This window comes from Saccharopolyspora rhizosphaerae (genome assembly GCF_003931915.1).
Lineage (GTDB): Bacteria > Actinomycetota > Actinomycetes > Mycobacteriales > Pseudonocardiaceae > Saccharopolyspora > Saccharopolyspora rhizosphaerae.
The window spans coordinates 64,556-86,160 of the sequence record NZ_RSAA01000016.1; the positions used below are offsets into that span (position 1 = coordinate 64,556).

Sequence of the window (21,605 nt, forward strand, 5' to 3'; positions counted from 1 at the left end):
GTCATCCGGCCGCGTCGGTGCGCTCCCGGGCTTCGGCGGTGAGCGCGTCCAGGGCGACCTGGACGGCTGGGCGTTCGGTGGCGCCCTTGCGGGAGACGACCTCGATGTTGCGGCCCGCTCGGACACCGGCCAGCGGCCGCATCACCAGCTGGGTGCTGCCGACCGTGTAGCGCGGCAGCAGCGCGATGCCGTGCCCTGCCGCGACGAGCGCTTCGGTGACCCGGAAGTCGTTGATGCGCTGCACGACCGACGGCCGCACGCCGGTGCGGACCGCCAGCGAGCGCAGCACGTCGTCGACCGGGAACCCGATGTCCACGCTCAGCCACGGCTCGCCGACCAGTTCGGTGAGCTCGACGCGGTCGCGCCCGGCCAGCGGGTGCCCCAGCGGCATCGCGACGTCCAGCGGCTCGCGCAGCAGCGGGACGACCGCCACGCGGTCACCGTCGTGCGGTGGGGCGTGGTCGTCCCGGTGCGTGACGACGAGGTCGAAGTCGGCGGTCAGCTTGGGCACCTCGGACGGCACCATGTCGACGTCGCGGGCCTCCAGCCGGACCGCCGGGTGCTCGGCGATGCGCCGCAGCAGGCCCGGGAGCAGCAGGAACGCTCCCGACGGGAACAGCGCCACGCGCACCACCCCGCGCGGTGTCGAGCGGTAGGTGTCCAGCTCCGCCTCGGCCCGGTCGAGCGCGGCCAGCACCTCGTCGGCGCGGGTGGCCAGCGCCCAGCCCGCGTCGGTGAGCCGCAGACCGCGGCCCGCGGGTTCGGTGAGCTGCACGCCGACCTCGGCCTGCAGCGCGCGGATCTGCTGTGACACCGACGACGGCGTGTAGGCCAGGGCGTGGGCGACCGCGGTGACCGTGCCGCGGTCGGCCAGCTCGCGCAGGAGTCTCAGCCTGCGAACGTCCATAGAGGAAGACTACACAGTACTTGCAGATAATCTCGCTTGTGCTTCACAGAGGAGCCCCGCAGGCTGATCGGTATGACCACACGAGATCGCCTGCTGGCGGTGGTCGTCGCAGTGCTCTGGGGCGGCAACTTCATCGCGTTGGACCAGGGGCTGGGGCACTTCCCGCCGTTCTTCTTCGCCGGGCTCCGGTTCGCGGTCCTGCTGCCCGTCCTGCTCTTCGTGCCGCGCCCGCAGGTGAAGTGGCGTTGGCTGATCGGCTACGGCCTGTTCTTCGGGACCTTGCAGTTCGCGTTCCTGTTCGTCGCGATGGAGATCGGCATGCCGACGGGTCTCGCCTCGCTGGTGCAGCAGGCCTCGGCGCCGTTCACCGTGGTCCTGGGCGCGCTGCTGCTGCGGGAGAAGCTCACGCCGGTGCAGCTGCTCGGCATCTCCGCCGCCGTGCTGGGCATGGTGGCCATCGGCTGGCACCGCGCGCAGACCGCGACGCTGCTGCCGCTGCTGATCACGGTGTGCGGCGCGTTCTCGTGGGCGCTGGGCAACCTGTGCAGCCGCAAGGCCGAGGCGCCGAACCCGCTGCACCTGACGCTGTGGATCGCGATCGTCCCGCCGCTGCCGATGTTCACCGCGTCGACGCTGGTCGAGGGCCCGTCGACCGGGTGGCACGCGCTCACCACGGTCCTGGACTCGCCGACCGGGATCGCCGCGCTCACGGGCCTGGCCTACACCTCGCTGCTGGCCACGGTCATCGGATCGGGTCTGTGGACGACGCTGCTCGGCCGCTACCCCGCCAGCACGGTCGCCCCGTTCTCGCTGCTGGTCCCGGTGGTCGGCTTCAGCACCGCATGGCTCCTCCTCGGCGAACGACCCCACCCGTTCGAGCTCGCCGCAGGAGCAGTGGTCGTCGGCGGAGTCCTGCTCGGCAGCGCCCGGATCAACCGCCGCCGGGCCGCCCTGGAACCGGCCCCGGTGTGACCGGGGCCGCAGCGCCGCTCAGCGGTGCGGGGCGCAGAGCCTACGGCGGCGCAGGTCGAGTCCCCCACCCGGAACAGCGGCTCCGCCGCGATCGCGGGAGGACTAGGTCGAGTTCTTCTCGAACTTCGGGTTCCGCACGTGCACACCGTTTCCCACCGGGCACTCGTAGAGCACCAGCGCGTGGTGCGATTCGGCGACCAGCTTCGCGGCGACGGCGCGCTCCAAGATCGCCCGCTGCTCGCAGGCCGAGCACCGGAGCGCACTGCTGTACCTCAACACGAGACCTCCTTCCCCAGCGGGGCATCCTATGTGGACGTCAACGCTGGGGGAACGAGGTGCGCGGGAAACGTGCTCAGCCAGTGGGGACGGCCGCCTCCGGAGACGCCGCGCGGGGGTGCAGCAGACCGTCGCGGATCTCTTCGGCGTAGTGGCAGGCCACGCGGTGACCCGGTGCGAGCTCCCGGAGGGCCGGGCGTTCGGTGTCGCAGCGCTCCTCCTGCCGCCACGGGCAGCGGGTGTGGAAGCGGCAGCCTCGCGGCGGATCCGCGGGCGAGGGCAGGTCGCCGGTGAGCAGGATCTGCTCGCGGTCGTCCTCGACCTGCGGGTCCGGCACCGGGACCGCGGACAGCAGCGCCTTGGAGTACGGGTGCAGCGGCTCCGCGTACAGGTCGTCCGATGCGGACTCCTCGACGATGCCGCCCAGGTACATCACCCCGACCCGGTCGGCGATGTGCCGCACCACGGCGAGGTCGTGCGCGATGACCAGGTAGGTCAGGCCGAACTCCTCCTGCAGGTCCTCCAGCAGGTTGAGGACCTGCGCCTGCACCGAGACGTCCAGCGCCGAGACGGGTTCGTCGGCCACCACCAGGTCGGGCCCGACCGACAGCGCGCGGGCGATGCCGATGCGCTGGCGCTGACCACCGGAGAACTCGTGCGGGTACTTGCGCAGGGCGCTCGGCGGCAGGCCCACCGCGTCGATGAGCTCCCGAAGCCGCTGGTCGGTCGCCGCCTTGTCGCCGGCCAGGCCGTGCGCGCGCATGCCCTCCACCAGCAGCGATTCCACCGATTGGCGCGGGTCGAGCGAGGACAGCGGGTCCTGGAAGACCATCTGCATGCGCCGCCGCATGGTGCGCAGCTTCTCGCCCTTCATCCCGGACAGGTCGGTGCCGTCGAAGACCACCTGGCCGCTGGTCGGCTTCTCCAGCCGCAGCACCGCCCGGCCCAGGGTCGACTTGCCGCACCCGGATTCGCCGACGAGGCCGTAGGTCTCACCGCGCTCGATGCTCAGCGACACCCCGTCGACGGCGAAGACGTGGCCGACGGTCCGGTCGAGCACGACGCCCTTCTTGATGGGGAAGTGCACCTTCACGTCGTCGAGTTCGACGAGCACGTCCCCGCTGCCGTCTTGGGGTCGTCCCTCCGGAGCACCGCTGTCGCCGCTCATGACGCCGCTGGCGTCTTGCGGGTCACCGGCGCCCGGCCGGCTCTCATGAGCACCGCGTGCGCACTTGTCGCTCATGACGCCTCCATGCTGTTCGAGATCGGTTCGCGGACCGGGTTGTGGCAGCGCAGCAACCGCGCGCCGACGTCGATGCTCACCTCGGGCGTCTCCCGCTCGCACACGTCGAGCGCCTGGGGGCAGCGCGGGCAGAACGCGCACCCGGCGTCCCACGGGATGTTGTCGGCCACCGAGCCCCGGATCGGCGCGAGCCGTTGCCCGCGGGATGAGTCGAGCCGCGGGATCGAGGCCAGCAGACCCGCGGTGTAGGGGTGCTTGGGGCGGGCGAACAGCTCGTGCCGGGCCGCGCGCTCCACCACCCGACCCGCGTAGAGCACGTTCACCTCGTCGCACAGGCCCGCCACCACGCCGAGGTCGTGCGTGATCATGATCAGCGCCGTGTCGGTCTCGGCGACCAGGTCCGACAGCAGCTTGAGGATCTGCGCCTGGATGGTCACGTCCAGCGCGGTCGTCGGCTCGTCGGCGATGAGCAGCCGCGGCTTGCACGCCAGCGCCATCGCGATCAGCGCGCGCTGCCGCATGCCGCCGGAGAGCTGGTGCGGGTACTCCTTCAACCGCCGCTGCGGGTCCGGGATGCCGACCTTGCGCAGCAGTTCGTGGGCTTCGCCCATCGCCTCCTTGCGCGGCAACCCGCGGTGCCGCTCGACCACTTCGGCGACCTGGAGGCCGATCGGCACCACCGGGTTCAGCGAGGTCAGCGGGTCTTGGAAGACCATGCTCAGGTCCTTGCCGCGCCGGGCGTCCAGCTCCTTCTTGGGCAGCTGCAGCAGATCGGTGCCGTCGAAGCGGACCGCTCCGGACACCTCCGCGCCGCGCGGCGGCAGCAAACCCATGATCGCCAGCGAGGTCACCGACTTGCCGCAGCCGGACTCACCGACCAGGCCGACGGTCTTGCCCGGCTCGACGTCGAAGGAGATCCCGTCCACCGCGGTCACCGGCGGCTCGCCCTTGCGGGCGAAGACCACGGAGAGGTCGCGCACTTCCAGCAAAGCCATTGCCTTCTCCCCTCACCGGCGCCGCTTGGGGTCCAGCGCGTCGCGCAGCGACTCGCCGACCAGCGTGAAACCGAAGGCGACCAGGATGATGCACCCGGCGGGCCAGAACGCCAGCTGCGGGTGCGAGTCGATGATGTTCTGCGCGCCGCCGAGCATCTGGCCCCATTCCGGCACCGAGTCGTCGGCCGCACCCAGGCCCAGGAAGGACAGCGCTGCCGCGTCGATGATGGCGACCGCCAGCACCAGCGTCGCCTGCACGATCACCGGGCCCAGCGCGTTCGGCAGCATGTGCCGGAACACGATGGCGCTCTCCTTCACCCCGAGCGCCCTGGCCGCCAGCACGTGGTCGCTGGCGCGTTGCGCCAGCATCGTGCCGCGCAGCAGTCGCCCGAAGATCGGGACCTGCACGATCGCCACCGCCAGGATCACGGTGAACTGGGTCTGCTCGGCGAACAGCGCGCCGATCGACACCGCCAGCAACAGCGACGGCACCGACAGCATCACGTCGGCGATGCGCATGACCAGGGCGTCCACCCAGCCGCCGAAGGCACCGGCGAGCACGCCCAGGACCAGTCCCCCACCGAGCCCGATGACGGTGGCCAGCACCGCCACCAGCAACGTCTGCTGCGAGCCGAGCAGCAGCCGGGACAGCAGGTCCCGGCCGTACTGGTCACCGCCGAGCGGGAACCCGGGCTGCGCGGGCGGGATCGTGTTGTCCGCGCGGGAGACCTGGGACTCCAGCAGGCGTTGCGCGGGGTCGTGCGGCGCGAGCAGCGGCGCCAGCAGGGCCAGCAGCACGAACGCGACGATCACCACCGCACCGACGACGAAGACCGGGTTGCGGCGCAGCCGCCGCCAGGCGGAGGCGGTGAGGCTCACCCCCGCGTCCGACGCCGTGTCCGCCAGCGCGTCGAGCTTGTCCTTGCGCTGCGTGTTGAGAACCATCGTCGCTCACCGTGTCCGCAGTCGTGGGTCGATCAACGCGTACGAGAGGTCGACGACCAGGTTGACCAGCACGTAGACCATCGCCGAGGCCAGGATGACCACCTGCAGCACCGGGAAGTCCTTGCGCTCGAAGCCGAGGGCCACGGCTTGCCCGATGCCCGCGATGTTGAACACCCGCTCGGTCAGCACCGCCCCGGCCAGCAGCGCACCCGTCTGCAGGCCGATGGTGGTGACCACCGGCAGCATCGCGTTGTGCAGGATGTGCCGGCGCCGGATCACCATCTGCCCCAAGCCCTTGGCTCGCGCCGTGCGCACGTAGTCCTCGTCCACCACGTCGAGCACCGCGGCCCGGGTGATCCGGAAGATCACCGCGAACGGGATGGTGGACAGCGCGATGGCGGGCAGGATCAGGTGCACGAACGCGTTCCACGAGGCGTCCCACTCGCGGGTCAGCAACCCGTCGAGGATGTAGAAGCCGGTGACGCGGGTGGCGTTGATCACCGAGTCCTGCCGCCCGGAGGCGGGGAGGACGCCGAGCTGGATGGCGAAGACGAACTTGAGCAGGAACGCCAGGAAGAACACCGGCACGGCGACGCCGACCAGCGACCAGGTGATGCTCAGGTTGTCCAGCCAGCCACCGCGCCGGCGCGCGGCCAGGTAGCCCAGCGGGATGCCCACGGCCACGGCCAGGATCAGCGCGAGGACGGACAGCTCCAGCGTCGCCGGGAAGCGGGTGAGGAACACCTCCAGCGCGGAATCACCGCGCTGCACCCCCGTCGACGTGCCGAAGTCGCCGCTGACGGCCCGGCCGAGGAACCTGAAGTACTGCACGAAGATCGGCTGGTCCAGCCCGAGGGCTTCCTCGAGCTGCGCCCGCGCGGCCGGTGTGGCGCGGTCGCCCAGCAGAGCCGAGACCGGTCCGCCCGGCAGCATGCGCAGCCAGCCGAACAGCAGCATCGACAGCACGAAGACGACCAGGACCAGCTGCCCCAGTCGCCGGATGGTGAAGCGGAGCACGTGAAAACCCCCGTGTTCAACTCAGCGAACCCACGCGCCCGCGCGGGACCGGCTCGCACCGGCCCCGCGCGGCACGCCTCGGATCACTGCTCCGAGACGCTCACCGAAGCGAACTCTTCGGCGGTCAGCGGAGAGGGCACCAAGCCCTGGACGCGCGGGCTGGTCACGATCGCCGGCGGCGAGTGCGACAGCGGGACCGCGGGCAGGTACTCGGACATCAGCTTGCGGTTGATGTCCTGGTACATCGCGGAGCGCTGGGCCTCGTCCGGCTCCGAGTCAGCCGCTTGCAGCTGCGCCGCCAGGTCCGCGCCCCACGGCGAGCTCGCGGTGTGGAAGCGGTTGGTCGGGGTGCCGAAGAAGGTGCCGATGAAGTTGTCCGGCGTGTTGTAGTCACCGGTCCAGCCAAGCAGGAACAGGTCGGCCTTGGCGTTGTCGACGTCGTCGATGTAGCCGCCGTTCCACGGCTTGCTCACCGGGTTGACGGTGATGCCGACCTCGCGCAGGTCCTCGGCGAGGGCGTTGTAGATGCCCTGCGGGTCCGGCATGTAGGGCCGGGTGACCTCGGTCGGCCAGTAGAAGTTCACCGTCAGGTTCGACGCGCCCGCCTCGGCCAGCAGCTGCCGGGCCTTGGCCGGGTCGTGCTGGAACTTCTGCACGTCGGGGGCGTAGCCGTCGACGTTGCTCGGGTAGAACTGGGTGGCCACCGACGCACCTTCCGGCATGTTGGCCTTGACCAGCGTCTCCCGGTCGACCGCGTGGGCGAGCGCCTGCCGGACCTTGAGGTTCTGCAGCGCCGGGTTGTTCTTCTGGGTGATGCCCAGGTACATGATGTTGAACGGGTCGCGCACCTGGACGTTGTTGCCGGCCTCGCGCAGCGCCTTGAGGTCGGCGGCGTTGGGGAGGTCGTAGCCGTCGATCGCGCCCGACTCCAGCTCCTGCTTGCGGACCGTCTCGTCCGGGATGATCCGGAAGATCAGCTCCTTGAGCTTGGCCTTCTCACCCCAGTACTCGTCGTTGCGAACCAGCTTGATGGTGCCGTTGGACTGGTCGTAGGAGTCGAACTTGAACGGCCCTGTGCTGGTCGGGTGGGACTTGGCGTACTCGGGGTAGACGAAGCTGTCCCCCTGCGCCTGGACGTCGTTGGCCTTGTACTTCTCCATCGCCGTCGGCGACTGCATGCTGAACGACGGGAGACCCAGCAGGTCCGGGAACTTCGAGGTCGCGCGGGTCAAGTGCACGACGGCCGTGTTCGGGTCCGGGTTCTCGCAGCTCTGGAACAGCGAGGGCGCCTTGCCGTCGGCGAAGCCGCCGAAGTTCTCGATCCAGTAGTAGGACAGCGCGTTGTTCTGCCCGGCCCCGGTCTGGTTGTACCAGCGCTGGAAGTTCTTGCAGACCGCGTCGGAGTTGAAGTCCGTGCCGTCGTGGAACTTCACGCCGCTGCGCAGCCTGAACGTCCACGTCTTGCCGTCCGGGGTGTGCTCCCAGCTCTCCGCCAGGGACGGTTCGACGTCGACCGAGCCCGGCTTGAAGTTGACCAGGCCCTCCATCATCTGGCGGGTGACGCGGAAGGTCTCCCCGTCGGAGGCGTAGAAGGGGTCGAACAGGTCCGGAGCGCCGGCCGCACCGAAGGTGAGGGTGCCTCCTTCTCCGCCGCCGGCCCCGCGCTCGGATTGCGCGCAGCCCGCCAGGGACGCAGCAGTGGCGAAGGCGATTCCGACGGTGACGATCCGACGCAGCGTGCGGGTTCCGCTTCGCCACGACGATGGAGCTCTACTCATTGGATAAACCCACCCGTTTGTGTCCGTAGGCAGCAGAGTTCCGTGAGAGTAACCCTCGAAAGGAGGGGAGTGGAACATTCAAGATTACGATCCCGCTACTTAGGCGGTCCTCATACCGGAATCGGAGGCTTGCCTCTCCAGAACTGCGAGTTGCGCTGCTCTTTCGCGCGCCGAATAGGGGAAGGAATCCACCGAGTCAAGCGTTTGGCGAAATGTTTCCTCGGGAGGTGAAGACGGCGCCAGACCTCCCGATCGTCCGGGAGGAAAGGCGCCGCCGTTCCAGGTGTTGAATTGTTGGCGCTCGCCTACTACATCGAACGACGTCCGGACAGCGCCCGTCCGAGCGTCAATTCGTCGGCGAACTCCAGGTCGCCACCCATCGGAAGCCCGGAAGCGAGTCGCGTGACGTTCAGCCCGGGGAAGTCGCGCAACATGCGCACCAGGTACGTCGCGGTAGCCTCGCCCTCGGTGTTCGGGTCCGTCGCGATGATCACCTCGGTGATCTCGTCCGTCCCGATCCGCGCCAGCAGCTCCCGGACCCGGAGCTGGTCCGGACCGACGCCCGACAGCGGATCGAGCGCACCGCCGAGCACGTGGTAGCGGCCCTTGAACTCGCGGGTGCGCTCCACCGCGAGCACGTCCTTGGGCTCCTCCACCACGCACACCAGCGTCTTGTCGCGCCGGGCGTCCCGGCAGATGCGGCAGGTCGTCTCCTCGGAGACGTTGCCGCAGATCTCGCAGAACACCACGCCTTCCTTGACCTGCTGCAGGACCTCCTGCAGCCGGGTCACGTCCGCCGGCTCCGCGGCCAGCAGGTGGAAGGCGATGCGTTGGGCGCTCTTCGGACCGATGCCGGGAAGCCGTCCCAGCTCATCGATCAAATCCTGTACCGGACCCTCGTACACGTCGACTCGCTCCGGATCACATGCCCGGCAGGCCGAGGTCGCCCAGGCCGCCACCGCCCAGGCCGCCACCGCCCAGGCCGCTCGTCAGCGGGCCCATCTTCTGCGCCTGCAGTTCCTGCGCGGCGCGGTTGGCATCGCGGACGGCGGCGACGACGAGGTCCGCCAGCGTCTCGGTGTCCTCCGGATCAGCCGCCTTCGGGTCGATCACCAGTCCCTTGAGCTCTCCGGCGCCGGTGACCGTCGCGGTCACCAGCCCGCCGCTCGCGCTCCCGGTGACCTCCGCCTCGGCGAGCTCCTGCTGCGCAGACATCAGCTGCTCCTGCATCTTCTGCGCCTGTTCCATGATCTGCTGCATGTTCGGCTGGCCACCTGGCTGCACCGTTGACTCCTCCTAGGCAGGGCTTGCACCCCCGACGAGGGGCACAAGTCCAGCGTAGAGGTTGCGGGCTCCCAGGTCTGAACTCACCTCGCCCGTCGGCGCGGACGGTGGAACCCGCGCGGCCTCCCGGCTCCACTCCTGGTGGTGGGGTCGCGGCGTCCTCTCCGGGCGAACGCGCGGTCGACTCGACACCTTGGTCGTGGTCACCCGACGTGCAAGGGTGGTCACGTGACGCTGGAGATCTCGCGGCTGCTGGAGCTGACCACCTGGCGGGTGTTCGACGTGGCCGACGACGGGCGGGTGCTCGCGGGCTGCGACGAGTCCGGGTCCGTGCAACTGGTCGAACTCGCCGAGGGCGGGTGCACCGAGCTCACCGCGCTGGCCGGTGCCGTGGTCGGTCGCTACCTGCCCGGCGAGCGGGCCGTGGTGGTGCAGCACGACAGCGACGGCGACGAGCGCGGCCAGCTCTCGCTGCTGCGGCTCGACGACCGGCGCAGCCGGCCCGCGCCGCTGTCCGAACTGGAGCCGCTGGTCCGCGACTCCGAGCACGTGCACCGGCTTCTCGACGTGCTGCCCGGCCGCATCGTCTACGCCACCAACCGCCGCAACGGCGTCGACTTCGACGTGGTGATCCGCAGCGTCACCACCGGCGAGGAGCACGTCGTGCACGACGGCGGCGGGATGGTCGCCGAGGTCGCGATCTCCCCCGACTCGCGGTTCGCGGCGATCACCGTGCCCGCCACCAAGCCCCTCTCGGACCAGGTGCTCGTCGCCGACACGATGCCGGAGACCGGCGCCGACCAGCTGCGCGAGCTCACCGACCGCGACCTCGCCGCGCGCCACCTGCACCCCGGCTGGCAGCCCGGAGGGCTGGTCGTCACCACCGACGCCGGCCGCGACCGCACCGGCGTCGCGCGGCTCGACCCGCGCACCGGCGGGCACCACTGGCTGGTGACCTCCGACGAGCACGACCTCAGCGGCCGGTTGTCGCCGAACGGGCGCACCCTGCTGGTGCTCACCGCCGTCGACGGCGCCCACCGGGCCGCGCTGCACGAAGCCGCGACCGGCGAGCACGTGGTGGACATCGCCCTGCCGAGCGGAGGCTGGTGCGGCTACCCGCTGCCCGAGCCCGTCTGGTCACCGGACTCGCGGTTCGCCGCGCTGTCGTTCAGCTCCCCCAGCACGCCCGGCGACGTGCTGCTGGTCGACACCGCCACCGGCACCTGCACGCCGCTGACGTCCTCCGCCGCGCAGCTGGCCGAGGAGACGCTGGTCGAGCCGACCGTGCACCGGGTTCCCGCGCGCGACGGCGAGCAGATCCCGTGCTTCCGCTACGCGCCCGCCGCACCGGACGGCTCGGCGGTCCTGCTCATCCACGGCGGGCCCGAGAGCCAGTCCGTGCGCTCGTTCCACCCGCTCGTCCAGGCCATGGTCTCGCGCGGGCACACCGTGCTGGTGCCCAACGTCCGCGGCTCCACCGGCTACGGCAAGCGCTGGTACTCCGCCGACGACGCGCGCAACCGGCTCGAATCCGTCCAGGACCTGGCCGACCTGCACCGGTGGTTGCCGTCGGTGGGCTTGGACCCGTCCCGCGCGGCGCTGTGGGGCGGCTCCTACGGCGGCTACATGGTGCTGGCGGGCCTGGCGTTCCAGCCCGAGCTGTGGGCGGCGGGAGTGGACGTCGTCGGGATCTCCTCGCTGGTCACGTTCCTGGAGAACACCGCGCCCTACCGGCGCGCGCACCGGGAGCGCGAGTACGGCAGCCTCATCGCCGACGCCGACTTCTTGCGCGAAGCGTCACCGCTCAACCGCGCTTCCGCCATCGCCGCACCGCTGTTCGTGCTGCACGGCGCGAACGACCCTCGCGTGCCGCTGACCGAGGCCGAGCAGATCGTGGAGGCGGTGCGCGCCAACGGCGTTGCGTACGAGTTCCACGTCTACCCGGACGAGGGGCACGGTCTGGCGAAGCGGGCGAACCGGCTCGACGCCTACCCGAAGGCGCTGGCCTTCCTGTCCCGGCACCTGGGCTGACTCAGCCCTCGATGCGGCGAGCGCCCAGCTCCCGTTCGAAGAGCTCGACGGCCTTGGCCTCCGGATCGGGACCGCCTCGCACCCCGTCCTCCATCGGCGAGGACTCCGCGAGCATCGACTCCGGGTCCTCGTCGTCGGGCTCCGGCGTGGCCGGCCCGCGCTGCGGCTCCGGGGTCGGCGGGATGTCGTCCGGCGGCGGTGGCTCCTCGTCCGGCGGTTCCGGTGGGGGCGGGATGTCGTCGGGCTCCGGCGGACGCGGCACCGAACCACCGCGGGGGCCACCCGGACCGCGCTGCTGGGCGCCGTTGGTCGAGCCGCCGCCGTTCTGCGGCTTCGCGGGCGGTGCGGGCTTCTCCGGCGCGGGCTTCTCCGAGGCGGGCGGCTGCTGGGACTGCTGCGGCTGCGCCGGAGCCTCCCGGCGCTGCGGCGGTTGCGGGGGCTGCTTCGGCGCGGCCGGCCGGGCCGGTGGCGCGGCCCCGGCCTCGACGCACTGGATGTCCCACTCACCGCCGACGACCTCGCGCAGCGCCTCCCGGACGAAGTCCAGCCGCCGCTGCTGCGCGAGCTGCTTGACCAGCCCAGACGTCGGCATCGACAGCACCAGGACGCCGTCGTTGAGGTCCTGCACGGTGGCGTTGAGCAGCAGCGCCTGCGTGGGCCGGTTGCGCTTGGCGACGCCCTGCAGCACGTCGGTCCACACCCGGCGCACGGCTGCGGCGTCGAAGCCGCTCGGCGCCGATGCGTCGGGCTGCGCGGGCTCGGGCTGCGCCGCGGGGGCGGGTTGCGCGGGCTGCGGCTGCGCCGGTTCGGGCTCCGGCGGGCGCTGCGGTGCGGCCGCGGGCCGCGGCGCGGCCGGAGCCGCCTTCTCCTGCGGCGCAGGGGTTTCCGCCGGCTTCGGCGCGGCGGCCGGTTCCTCGGGTTGCGGCGCGGGCTCGGCGGCGGCCCGCTCGTGCGGCCGCTGGTAGACCCGCTTGGGCTTGTCCTGATCGGCCGGAACAGCTTCGGGCGCACCGCTTTCCGCGGCCGACCCCTCGGCGGGCGCGATGGTCATCCGGCGTTCGACGCGCTCGAGCCGTTGCAGCAGAGCGGTTTCCGAGTCGGAGACGGTCGGCAACATCATCCGCGCGCAGAGCAGTTCGAGCAGCAGGCGGGGTGCCGTCGCCCCGCGCATCTCGGACAGTCCGGTGTGGACGATCTCGGCGAACCGCGACAGCGTCGCCGGGCCCAGCTGCTCGGCCTGCTGCTGCATGCGGGTCAGCTCGTCGCCCGTGGTCTCCACGAGTCCGCGATCCCCCGCGTCCGGCACCGAGCTCAGCAGCACCAGGTCGCGCAACCGGTCCAGCAGGTCCGAGGCGAAGCGGCGCGGGTCGTGCCCGGCCTCCACCACCCGCTCGACCGTGCCGTAGACGGAAGCGGCGTCGCCCGCAGCGAGCGCGTCGACCACGTCGTCGATCAGGGCGACGTCGGTGACGCCGAGCAGCGCGACGGCCCGCTCGTAGGTGACCCCCTCCTCGCCGGCTCCGGCCAGCAGCTGGTCGAGCACGCTCAGCGTGTCGCGCGCGGAACCGCCACCGGCCCGGATGACCAGCGGGAACACGGCCGGCTCAACCTTCACCGACTCCTCGGCGCAGATCCGCTCCACCAGCTCGCGCATCACGCCCGGCGGCATCAGCCGGAACGGGTAGTGGTGCGTCCGGGACCGGATGGTGGTGAGCACCTTGTCCGGCTCGGTGGTGGCGAAGACGAAGATCAGGTGTTCCGGCGGCTCCTCCACGATCTTGAGCAGGGCGTTGAAGCCCTGCGTGGTGACCATGTGGGCCTCGTCGATGACGAAGATCCGGTACCGCGACTGGGCCGGGGCGAAGAACGCCCGGTCGCGCAGCTCGCGGGTGTCGTCCACACCACCGTGGCTGGCCGCGTCGAGCTCGACGACGTCGACGCTGCCGCCGCCTTCGGGGGCCAGCGCCACGCAGGAGTCGCACTCACCGCACGGGTCCGGAGTCGGCCCCTGGGCGCAGTTCAGCGAGCGGGCCAGGATGCGCGCGCTGGAGGTCTTGCCGCAGCCGCGAGGTCCGGAGAACAGGTAAGCGTGGTTGATCCGCCCGGCGGCCAACGCGGTCCGCAAGGGTTCGGTGACGTGTTCCTGCCCGGCGACCTCAGCGAAGGTCGCCGGACGGTACTTGCGGTAGAGGGCGAGCGCCACGGTCGGAACCCTACGCGGTCGGACTGACAACTCGGACCAGGGTGAGCGTCCCTGGAAAGTAAGGGGACCCCGTGCACCCGCCAGAGCCCGCTTACCCTTGCTGCCTTCCGGCCCTGGGGGAGTTCACAGGATGGACGCCGCACGAGGTCCACGGGACAGTGTACCCAGACGCCCCGCGGGCTCGGAGAACCGGGGCCCACGGGGAGCACCACCCGCGGTCGCCGCTGGTCAAACCCCCCACCTGAAGCGCTGCACCGCCCTGCTAGGCTTCCGCACGGAGGATTGGCCGAGCGGCCTAAGGCGCACGATTGGAAATCGTGTTGGGTTAACAGCCCTCACGGGTTCGAATCCCGTATCCTCCGCTCGCGGGAGAGCCCCGGACCACGAGGTCCGGGGCTCTTTTCGTCGTCCCAGGCCGAACGCCCCTGTGCAGCGGGCTGCTGCGGTCGCACCGTGCGTTCCAGGAACACGCGGGAAGCGGAGCGGAGGCGGCTGTCGTGGGGACGACCATCGAACACGTCGGGACGACGATCGAACAACTGCGGGAACACGTGCGAGGTCCGGTGATCACTCCCGCCGACCCCGGTTACGACGAAGCCCGGCGGGTGCACAACGCGATGATCGACCTGCACCCGCAGGCCGTGGTGCGCTGCGCGAACGCCGGCGACGTGGCGGCGGTGGTCGACTTCGCGCGGGGCGCCTCGCTGGACGTGGCGGTGCGCGGCGGCGGTCACAGCGTGCCGGGTTTCGGCACCTGCGAGGGCGGCGTGGTGGCCGACCTGTCCGCGATGAGGGGCGTCCGCGTCGACGCGGAGCGCAGCACCGCGCGCGCCGAGGGCGGCGCGACCTGGGGCGACTTCAACGCAGCCGCGCACGCCTACGGGCTGGCCACCACCGGCGGCATCATCTCGACCACCGGCATCGGCGGGCTGACCCTCGGCGGCGGCATCGGCTACCTCGCCCGCGGGCTCGGGCTGTCCTGCGACAACCTCATCTCGGCCGACGTCGTGCTCGCCTCCGGCGAGATCGTGGTGGCCGATGAGCACCACAACCCCGACCTGCTGTGGGCGCTGCGCGGTGGAGGCGGCAACTTCGGTGCGGTGACGTCGTTCGAGTACCGGCTCAGCCCGGTGCGCGAGATCTACGGCGGCCCGATCTTCTTCGACCTGGAGCACGCAGGTGAGGTGCTGCGCGGCTTCCGCGAGCTGATCGCCGACGCGCCCGAGCAGCTCGGCGCGTTCCCGGCGTTCCAGATCGCCCCGCCGCTGCCGTTCATCCCGGAGGAGCGGCACGGCGTTCCGCACATCGCGGTGGTGACCTGCTGGGCCGGCCCGCTGGAGGACGGTCCCGCGGCGGTCGCGGGACTGCGCGACCTGGCGCCCGTGGTCGGCGAGCACGTCGGCCCGATGCCGTACCCGGCGCTCAACGCGGCCTTCGACGCCCTGGTGCCACCCGGTCTGCAGCACTACTGGAAGGCGAACTTCGTCACCGAGCTCACCGACGAGATGATCGAGGCCCACCTACAGCACGGACCGCGGGTGCCGGTGGTCAACTCGACGGTGCACATCTACCCGATCGACGGCGCCTGCCACCGGGTCGGCCCGGACGAGACGGCCTTCGCCTACCGGGACGCCAACTTCGCGACGGTGATCGCGGGCATGTGGCCGGACCCGGCGGACAACGAGGCGAACATCGCGTGGGTCCGGGACTACTACGCCGCGACGGCCCCGCACTCCGCCGAGGGCGGCTACATCAACTTCATGGCCTCCGACGACCAGGGGCGCGTCAAGGCCAACTACCGGCAGAACTACGAGCGGCTGCGCTCGATCAAGCGCCACTACGACCCGGACAACACCTTCCACCTCAACCAGAACATCACCCCCTGAGCGCGCTGGGGCGAGTCGCTGCGCGGGGCCGGCCGGGTGGAGGCCTTCAGGCCTGCACCGGCCGGTACCCGCCTTCGGCCGCGAGGACCTCGCGGAACTCCGGCTCCGGCACCGCGGGCGAGAACAGGAAGCCCTGGTGGTGGTCGACGCCCAGGGCGTCGAGGACACCGAGCTGCTCCTGCGTCTCGACGCCCTCGGCCGTGCACGCCCGCCCCATCGCGTGCGCCATGGTCGTCACGGCCTGCGCCACGGCGCAGTCGGCCGCGTCCACCGCGATGTTGCTGACGAACCGCCGGTCGAGCTTGATGATCTGAGCGGGCAGGTCCCGCAGCCGTGCGAGCGAGGAGTAGCCGGTGCCGAAGTCGTCGATGGCGAACCGGGCACCGCGCTCGACGAGCACCTCCATCGCCGCTCGGTGGTGCGGACGCAGGTCGACCAGGTCGGTCTCCACGAGCTCCAGCACCACCCGGTCCCACTCGATCCCGGACTCGGCCACCGCCTCCTCGACGACCTCCACGAAGCTGTCGTCGCCGGGGACGAGTCCGGCGAGGTTGATGCTGACCGGCAACGCGCGGCCGTGCAGGAGCGGCCACCTCGCGGCCTCCCGCATCGCGGTGCGCAGGACCCACCGGTCGAGGTCGGGGAGCATCCCGGCGCGGCGGGCGGTGGGCAAGAAGTAGCCGGGGCCGAGCAGGCCGAGGTGGGGGTGCTGCCACCGCACCAGGGCCTCCGCGCGGCGGAGCTCCCCGTCGGCGGTGACGATCGGCTGGTAGTGCAGGACCAGCTCGTCGTGGCGCAACCCCTCCCGGAGCTGCTCCTCCATCGAGAGCTGCTCGTTCGCCTCGGTGATCAGGTCGCGATCGGCCAGCACGACCTTGCCCTGACCCCGGCGCCGCGCCTCGGACACGGCCACCGCGGCGTGACGCATCAGGTCTTCGCTGCTGGAGGCGCCGTTCTGGACCTGGGCGATCCCGGTGGAGGCCGACAGGTGGACCAGGTGGCCAGCGACGACCGTCGTCGTGCGCAGCAGCCCGGTCACCGTGGCGGTCAGGGCCTCCAGTCCCCCGACGCCCGCGACGTCCGGGCACAGCACGGTGAAGCTCATCCCGTTGGGTCCGCGCGCCACGGTGCAGCCCTCGGGCATGCCCTCCCACAGGCGGCGGGCGAGGGTGGCGCGGAGCTCGTTGCCCGCGCGGAAGCCGAGCGAGTGGTCGACGCGTTCGAGCTGGTCGGGGGCGCAGGTGAGGACCGCGACGCGGCCGTGGTCGGGGCTGGACAGCAGCCGGCCGAGCACCTCGACCGCCGCTTCCTCGTCCGGCAGGCCGGTGACCTCGTCGTAGCCGGGGCGGGTGCGGAGCACCGTCGGGTCACCGATGTCCTGGATGGTGCCGACGACCGTCACCCCCTGGTCCCGCGAGCGCGCGCTCGCCTGGGCGGCGATGGTGCGCAGCCCGCCGTCCAGGCGCACGATCCGGAACTGGTACTCCACCGGAACGGGGTCGTGCTGCTCGACCAGCGGGGCCAGCGACGTCCGCACGACCTCCCGGTCCTCCGGGAGCACCGCCTCGAGGTAGTCCTCCAGCGCGAGCACGCGACCTGCGGGGACCCCGAGCAGTTCGTGCGAGACCGCCGACAGCGTGACCAGGTCAGTGGTCGGGTCCCACTCCCAGGTGCCGATGCGGGCGACGCGCTGCACGTCCTGGAGCGAGGAGGCTTCGACCCGCGCGAGGCCCGCCAGCTCGACCGGAAGCGGGTGCGAGGTGCTGAACACCTCGCCGGAGACGTCGATCAGCGCTGTCACGCGGAACGTCGGGTCGTCCTCGTGCGGCCAGCTCAGGTAGCGCACGGTGGCAGCACCGGGTCCGCGCAAGCTCAGCGCAGGCCCCTGCCGCACCGCCAACTCGGCGAACGTCCGGCCCACCAGGGCCGATGCGTGCTGGTCGAACAGCTCCGCGGCCTGCTCGGTCAGGCCGACGATGCGTCCGTCCGCGTCGGTCAGCACCGCCGGAGCTTCCGGCAGCGGCAGCGACAGCTCGATGCGCTCGCTCATGTCTCCGGCGGTCTGCTCCTCCATGGGGTTCAAACTGCAAAGCCACGTGCGTGGAGTCAAGAGCTTCCCGTTCCTCGCTTCCGAGCGTTCCCATCGCGTGACCTGGGAAGAACGGGGCCCAGCCTAGTGGCGGAAGCCCGCCCACGCCGTCTCCTCCGGCTCCGGCGCAGGCGGTTGATCAGGCAGAACGCCGTCGCTCCGGGGTGCTCGCGGACCGGGTCGGGAGCGTGTGGTCGACTGCCCCGCCCCCGCCTGCCCAGGACTGGTGACGCCGAACTGAGATCGGAAGCAGAAGAGCCGGTCCCCGTGACCACGGGGACCGGCTCTTGCGAGCGGTAGCGGTGGGATTCGAACCCACGGAGGCTGTTAACCTCACGCGCTTTCGAGGCGCGCTCCTTAGGCCGCTCGGACACGCTACCGCCGACAAGGCTACCGGCCGCCTGCTCGATCCCCACAAGGGGGTCCGCGCCGGGACCCCGGTCCGCACGACCGCCCGCGTCTTCCCAGGTCATTCGGAGAACGCACCGGGCGGCCCGCCCGCGAGCGGGACCCGCTGCGGCAACCACCCCCGGATCGCCCACTAGAGAGACGTCAGCCACACCCCGGGCGCTGGGTGGCGAAGAAGGACTCCAGCAGGGCCGCGGACTCCGCGGCCAGGACACCGCCGACGACCTCCGGGCGGTGGTTGAGGCGGTTGTCGCGGACGACGTCCCACAGGGAGCCGACGGCTCCGGTGCGTGGTTCCCAGACGCCGAAGACGACCCGCGCCACGCGGGCGAGCACCAGCGCTCCGGCGCACATCGTGCACGGTTCGACCGTGACCGCGAGCGTGCAGCCCTCCAGGCGCCACCCGTCGCCGTGCGCCCGGGCCGCCGCGCGCAGGGCGAGCACCTCGGCGTGCGCGGTCGGGTCGCCGTGCGCTTCGCGCCGGTTGCAGGCTTCGGCGAGAACCCGGCCCTCGGCATCGGCGACGACGGCTCCGATGGGCACATCCCCTGTGGACGGTGCGTCGGCGGCCACCCGCAACGCGGCCCGCACCAGCTCGACGTCGCCGGCGCGGGCCTCGGTGGTGTTCACCGGTACATCTTCTCCAACAGCTTCGAGAAGTCGTCACCGAACCCGCAGCGCTGGGCGATCATCTCCAGCTGCTCGTCCGGGTAGAGGTCGACCTCCTCGATGATGACGAGCAGTTCTCCCTCCGGGAGCCCCAAGTCGGAGAGGATGGCGAGGTTGCCCTCCGGCCAGACCTCCTCGTCGTCCTCATCGGGAGGGTCGATGCGGAGCAGGTCGAGCACGTCGGCCGCGATGTCGTAGTCGAGCGCCGCGGCGGCGTCGGACAGCAGCAGGTCCACCCCACCCGGGACAGGCCTGATCAGGACGAAGAACTCGTCGTCCACATTGCACATTCCGAACACCGCGCCGGTGGAACGCAGCTCGCGCAACGCCGTGATCGAGGCGTCCAGGCCGGTCAGCACCGAGTTGTCCATCGCGCTGCACCGCCACCGCCCGTCTTCGCGCACCACGGCGACGGCGAAGCCTGCGACCGGCTCCTGCACCGTCATGAAGACACCGTAAAGCGTACGAAGGCCACCCGAAAGCACTATTGCGGTTGTCGTAACCATCAGGGGACGGATTGCGCTCAACCGGGTGCGTGCGGAACGGCTTCGTCGGGCAGGATGGACGGATGCGTGCCGTGTGCGTGATCGGGTTGGGACTCATCGGTGGATCCGTGCTGCGCGCCGCCTCCGCGGCCGGGCGCCCCGCGTGGGGCGCCACCGCTTCGGAAGCGGACGCCACCGCAGCGCGCGAGGCGGGCTTCGAGGCGCTCGAAACCGACGCCGCCTTGCGACGGGCCAAGCAGGAGGACGCGTTGGTGGTGATCGCGGTACCGCTGCCGGCGGTCCGCGAGGTGCTGCGCCGGATCGCCGACGTCCACCCGGGAGCCTGGCTGACCGACGTCGTCAGCGTGAAGGACCCGGTCGACTTCGAGGTCCGCAAGCTCACCCCGCGCGTTCGCTACGCCGGAGGTCACCCGATGGCGGGAACTTCGGCGTCGGGTTTCGCAGCCGCGTCGGCCGATCTGTTCCGCGGCGCGGCCTGGGCGGTGACGATCGAGGAGGCCACGACGATCGAGGCCTGGCGCGAAGCGGCCGAGCTGGCGCTGGACTGCGGCGCCCACGTGGTGCCGACCGGCGCGGCGGCGCACGACGACACGGTGGCCCGGGTCTCGCACCTGCCGCACCTGTTCGCCGCGATCCTCGCCGCGGTCGGCGCCGACGGCGGTCCGCTCGCGCTGTCGCTGGCGGCGGGCTCGTTCCGGGACGGAACCCGGGTCGCGGGAAGCGATCCCGAGTTGGTGCGCGCCATGACCGAGGGCAACAAGCCCGCCCTGCTCGACGCGGTCGACGACGCCTTGGGCCGCTTGGGCGCCGCGCGCGGCTCCCTCGCCTCCACCGGCGGACTGAAGTCCACATTGGACGCGGGCTACGAAGCCCGGAGGCGGCTCGACGCCCTCGCCGGCGGGGAAGGCACCACGACCGCGTCGGTCCGCCTCCGCCCCGAAGCCCTCGCCCGCCTCCGCGACCTCGGCGAGCTCGGCGGCCGGGTCACCGCGATCGCGGAGGACCACGCGACGACCGAAGTCCCCGTCGGCTGACGCGGAGGGCGGTCGCGGGCAGAAGAAGAGGTCGCCCTGTGCGTGGGGGCGACCTCTCCTATGGTGCGCTGCGACCACTGGTCGGGACGACTTCCGCCTGGTCCCGCCGCCAGCCTCGGCCGGAGCGCTGTGGTCTTGAGTTGTCTACTGGCCGGGCGGCGGCGGGGGCTGCTCCTCGTCTCCTCCGACGTAGTCCTTGCCCTTCTCCACGGCCTGGTCGACCTGCTCGTCGTGGCCGTACTTCTCCTTGGCCTTGTCGCCGGCCTTGTCCATGCCCTGCTCGACCTTGTCGCCGTGCTCTTCGCTGAGGCCCTGCAGCTTGTCCTTGAAGTCTCCGAAGCCCATGGTGCTCCTTCCCCGGCTCGTGTGAAAGCCTTCGCCGCTGCTCCCGGCGAAGCTAAGCCCGATCGCGGGTTCCTGCTCGTCGCAACACCCCTTCCGGGCGCACGCCTAACCCGGACGAGTGGCCTCCCCGTACGCGCACGGCGACCGGTCACCGGACGATCGACCACCTCTTCGACGCTCCGATCGAGGTGCTGCTGCAGGCCCCGCTGACGACCGCGCCACGTCGGTCAATAGCCTGCGCACATGACCAGCACGACGGAGGCGTTCACCGAGCGGTTGCGCGACCTCGGCGCCCAGGGCGAGGTCGTCGAGTTCGTCAGCGAAGTGCCCACGGCGGCGGCCGCCGCCGCGGAGCTGAGCTGCGAGGTCGGCGCGATCGCCAACAGCCTGGTGTTCACCGCCGACGGAGACCCGCTGCTGGTGATCGCCAGCGGCGCGCACCGGGTGGACACCCGAGGGCTGGAACGCGCGCTGGGAGTCCGCAAGATCCGGCGGGCCAGCCCGGAGTTCGTCGAGGAGGCCACCGGGCAGCCGGTCGGCGGGGTCGGGCCGGTGGGCCACCCGCGGCCGATCCGGACCGTGGTGGACCGGGCGCTGGCCGCGCATCCCACGGTCTGGGCGGGCGCGGGCAGCAAGCACGCGATGTTCCCGACGAGCTTCGACGAGCTCCTGCGGATCACCGGCGGGGTGGCCGCCGAGGTCGCCCGAACCTGAACGCCACCGTCCGGGGACACGTCCACACCTGGTACGAACCGCGCACAACCCTTCCAGCGGCACTCCAGCCGCAAACCACCCTTTCGGACCCCCCGTCGACACACCAGGTGACAGCGCGGGAAAAACCCGCGGATGGCGCCGGAATGCGTTGCGGAAAGCGCGGCTTCGGACGGGCGAACACTTTCCGGTGAAGCCCCCTGCGGAAGATCTGCGGCATGGCGCAGAGGACGGTACACATTGGTTTGCCCGATTTCGGGTCAGCCTGATCCAGAAATCTCACCGGGTAAGCAGAATTGGAAGGAA

19 protein-coding genes, 2 tRNA genes and 1 other RNA gene are annotated in these 21,605 nt (G+C 71.3%); 6 read left to right on the top strand and 16 right to left on the bottom strand.

All coding sequences use genetic code 11. The features are described 5' to 3' along the window. Window position 1 precedes the first annotated feature (1 nt). Window positions 2-907 (bottom strand): LysR family transcriptional regulator, encoded by a 906-nt coding sequence (locus tag EIL87_RS17675; RefSeq protein ID WP_125091666.1) that lies wholly within the window; start codon window positions 905-907, stop codon window positions 2-4. Between the two features lie 72 nt (window positions 908-979). On the opposite strand from EIL87_RS17675, the gene EIL87_RS17680 reads away from it, so the two are divergent. Beyond that, window positions 980-1,879, top strand: coding sequence for an EamA family transporter (locus EIL87_RS17680; RefSeq protein ID WP_199740479.1), 900 nt, complete (start codon window positions 980-982; stop codon window positions 1,877-1,879). Window positions 1,880-1,981: 102 nt separating this feature from the next. Here the strand turns inward: EIL87_RS17680 and EIL87_RS26865 are convergent, their stop codons facing one another. The 8 genes from EIL87_RS26865 to EIL87_RS17715 form a co-directional block, all read right to left on the bottom strand. Then, window positions 1,982-2,155, bottom strand: a complete 174-nt coding sequence (locus EIL87_RS26865) for a hypothetical protein (protein WP_158628658.1) — start codon at window positions 2,153-2,155, stop codon at window positions 1,982-1,984. Between the two features lie 76 nt (window positions 2,156-2,231). Beyond that, the gene (locus EIL87_RS17685; protein ID WP_125091758.1) at window positions 2,232-3,323 is read right to left on the bottom strand and encodes an ABC transporter ATP-binding protein; all 1,092 of its coding nucleotides are present in this window, start codon (window positions 3,321-3,323) and stop codon (window positions 2,232-2,234) included. Window positions 3,324-3,394: 71 nt separating this feature from the next. Continuing rightward, on the bottom strand, window positions 3,395-4,393 hold the full coding sequence (locus EIL87_RS17690; RefSeq protein ID WP_125091667.1) for an ABC transporter ATP-binding protein: 999 nt from the start codon (window positions 4,391-4,393) through the stop codon (window positions 3,395-3,397). Between the two features lie 12 nt (window positions 4,394-4,405). Beyond that, window positions 4,406-5,338: an ABC transporter permease gene (locus EIL87_RS17695; protein WP_125091668.1), complete on the bottom strand. Its 933-nt coding sequence runs from the start codon at window positions 5,336-5,338 to the stop codon at window positions 4,406-4,408. A 6-nt stretch (window positions 5,339-5,344) separates the two neighbouring features. Then, the gene (locus EIL87_RS17700; RefSeq protein WP_125091669.1) at window positions 5,345-6,355 is read right to left on the bottom strand and encodes an ABC transporter permease; all 1,011 of its coding nucleotides are present in this window, start codon (window positions 6,353-6,355) and stop codon (window positions 5,345-5,347) included. 83 nt (window positions 6,356-6,438) lie between these two features. Next, window positions 6,439-8,133, bottom strand: a complete 1,695-nt coding sequence (locus EIL87_RS17705) for an ABC transporter substrate-binding protein (RefSeq protein ID WP_125091670.1) — start codon at window positions 8,131-8,133, stop codon at window positions 6,439-6,441. Between the two features lie 308 nt (window positions 8,134-8,441). Next, window positions 8,442-9,038 carry a recombination mediator RecR gene (gene recR / locus EIL87_RS17710; protein WP_125091671.1) on the bottom strand — a complete coding sequence of 199 codons (597 nt, stop codon included), beginning with the start codon at window positions 9,036-9,038 and terminating at the stop codon, window positions 8,442-8,444. Between the two features lie 16 nt (window positions 9,039-9,054). Next, window positions 9,055-9,417 carry a YbaB/EbfC family nucleoid-associated protein gene (locus EIL87_RS17715; protein ID WP_125091672.1) on the bottom strand — a complete coding sequence of 121 codons (363 nt, stop codon included), beginning with the start codon at window positions 9,415-9,417 and terminating at the stop codon, window positions 9,055-9,057. Between the two features lie 228 nt (window positions 9,418-9,645). On the opposite strand from EIL87_RS17715, the gene EIL87_RS17720 reads away from it, so the two are divergent. Beyond that, window positions 9,646-11,448 carry a S9 family peptidase gene (locus tag EIL87_RS17720; protein ID WP_125091673.1) on the top strand — a complete coding sequence of 601 codons (1,803 nt, stop codon included), beginning with the start codon at window positions 9,646-9,648 and terminating at the stop codon, window positions 11,446-11,448. A 1-nt stretch (window position 11,449) separates the two neighbouring features. On the opposite strand, the gene EIL87_RS17725 is transcribed toward EIL87_RS17720, so the two are convergent. Further along, the gene (locus EIL87_RS17725) at window positions 11,450-13,651 is read right to left on the bottom strand and encodes a DNA polymerase III subunit gamma and tau (protein ID WP_125091674.1); all 2,202 of its coding nucleotides are present in this window, start codon (window positions 13,649-13,651) and stop codon (window positions 11,450-11,452) included. 58 nt (window positions 13,652-13,709) lie between these two features. Next, an RNA gene (ffs, locus tag EIL87_RS17730) (signal recognition particle sRNA small type) lies at window positions 13,710-13,804 on the bottom strand. Between the two features lie 123 nt (window positions 13,805-13,927). Between ffs and EIL87_RS17735 the strand changes: the two genes are divergently transcribed. Together EIL87_RS17735 and EIL87_RS17740 are read left to right on the top strand one after the other, a co-directional pair. Further along, window positions 13,928-14,013 (top strand) — tRNA-Ser (locus tag EIL87_RS17735). Window positions 14,014-14,148: 135 nt separating this feature from the next. Further along, window positions 14,149-15,537, top strand: a complete 1,389-nt coding sequence (locus tag EIL87_RS17740; protein ID WP_233576341.1) for an FAD-binding oxidoreductase — start codon at window positions 14,149-14,151, stop codon at window positions 15,535-15,537. Window positions 15,538-15,583: 46 nt separating this feature from the next. On the opposite strand, the gene EIL87_RS27735 is transcribed toward EIL87_RS17740, so the two are convergent. The 4 genes from EIL87_RS27735 to EIL87_RS17760 form a co-directional block, all read right to left on the bottom strand. Continuing rightward, a complete protein-coding gene (locus EIL87_RS27735) occupies window positions 15,584-17,611 on the bottom strand; it encodes a putative bifunctional diguanylate cyclase/phosphodiesterase (protein WP_267898859.1) in 2,028 nt (675 codons plus the stop codon). A 309-nt stretch (window positions 17,612-17,920) separates the two neighbouring features. Next, window positions 17,921-18,006: transfer RNA gene (locus tag EIL87_RS17750), tRNA-Ser, on the bottom strand. Between the two features lie 172 nt (window positions 18,007-18,178). Next, window positions 18,179-18,664 carry a nucleoside deaminase gene (locus tag EIL87_RS17755; protein WP_125091675.1) on the bottom strand — a complete coding sequence of 162 codons (486 nt, stop codon included), beginning with the start codon at window positions 18,662-18,664 and terminating at the stop codon, window positions 18,179-18,181. Beyond that, entirely contained in the window at window positions 18,661-19,149 is a 489-nt protein-coding gene (locus EIL87_RS17760; protein WP_125091676.1) for a tRNA adenosine deaminase-associated protein, read from the bottom strand. Before EIL87_RS17760 ends, EIL87_RS17755 begins: the two co-directional genes overlap by 4 nt. A gap of 122 nt (window positions 19,150-19,271) precedes the next feature. On the opposite strand from EIL87_RS17760, the gene EIL87_RS17765 reads away from it, so the two are divergent. Further along, window positions 19,272-20,243 carry a prephenate dehydrogenase gene (locus EIL87_RS17765; protein WP_125091677.1) on the top strand — a complete coding sequence of 324 codons (972 nt, stop codon included), beginning with the start codon at window positions 19,272-19,274 and terminating at the stop codon, window positions 20,241-20,243. 144 nt (window positions 20,244-20,387) lie between these two features. Here the strand turns inward: EIL87_RS17765 and EIL87_RS17770 are convergent, their stop codons facing one another. Then, the gene (locus EIL87_RS17770) at window positions 20,388-20,588 is read right to left on the bottom strand and encodes an antitoxin (RefSeq protein ID WP_125091678.1); all 201 of its coding nucleotides are present in this window, start codon (window positions 20,586-20,588) and stop codon (window positions 20,388-20,390) included. A 243-nt stretch (window positions 20,589-20,831) separates the two neighbouring features. Between EIL87_RS17770 and EIL87_RS17775 the strand changes: the two genes are divergently transcribed. Further along, the gene (locus tag EIL87_RS17775) at window positions 20,832-21,302 is read left to right on the top strand and encodes a YbaK/EbsC family protein (RefSeq protein WP_125091679.1); all 471 of its coding nucleotides are present in this window, start codon (window positions 20,832-20,834) and stop codon (window positions 21,300-21,302) included. Window positions 21,303-21,605 lie beyond the last annotated feature (303 nt).

Bases quoted from the DNA above. Each gene is read 5' to 3' on its own strand.
- EIL87_RS27735 (WP_267898859.1), bottom strand. From the start codon at position 17,611: ATGGAGGAGCAGACCGCCGGAGACATGAGCGAGCGCATCGAGCTGTCG.
- EIL87_RS17770 (WP_125091678.1), bottom strand. From the start codon at position 20,588: ATGGGCTTCGGAGACTTCAAGGACAAGCTGCAGGGCCTCAGCGAAGAG.
- EIL87_RS17690 (WP_125091667.1), bottom strand. From the start codon at position 4,393: ATGGCTTTGCTGGAAGTGCGCGACCTCTCCGTGGTCTTCGCCCGCAAG.
- EIL87_RS17705 (WP_125091670.1), bottom strand. From the start codon at position 8,133: ATGAGTAGAGCTCCATCGTCGTGGCGAAGCGGAACCCGCACGCTGCGT.
- EIL87_RS17765 (WP_125091677.1), top strand. From the start codon at position 19,272: ATGCGTGCCGTGTGCGTGATCGGGTTGGGACTCATCGGTGGATCCGTG.
- EIL87_RS17760 (WP_125091676.1), bottom strand. From the start codon at position 19,149: ATGACGGTGCAGGAGCCGGTCGCAGGCTTCGCCGTCGCCGTGGTGCGC.
- EIL87_RS17685 (WP_125091758.1), bottom strand. From the start codon at position 3,323: ATGAGCGGCGACAGCGGTGCTCCGGAGGGACGACCCCAAGACGGCAGC.
- EIL87_RS17775 (WP_125091679.1), top strand. From the start codon at position 20,832: ATGACCAGCACGACGGAGGCGTTCACCGAGCGGTTGCGCGACCTCGGC.
- EIL87_RS17680 (WP_199740479.1), top strand. From the start codon at position 980: ATGACCACACGAGATCGCCTGCTGGCGGTGGTCGTCGCAGTGCTCTGG.
- EIL87_RS17695 (WP_125091668.1), bottom strand. From the start codon at position 5,338: ATGGTTCTCAACACGCAGCGCAAGGACAAGCTCGACGCGCTGGCGGAC.
- EIL87_RS17675 (WP_125091666.1), bottom strand. From the start codon at position 907: ATGGACGTTCGCAGGCTGAGACTCCTGCGCGAGCTGGCCGACCGCGGC.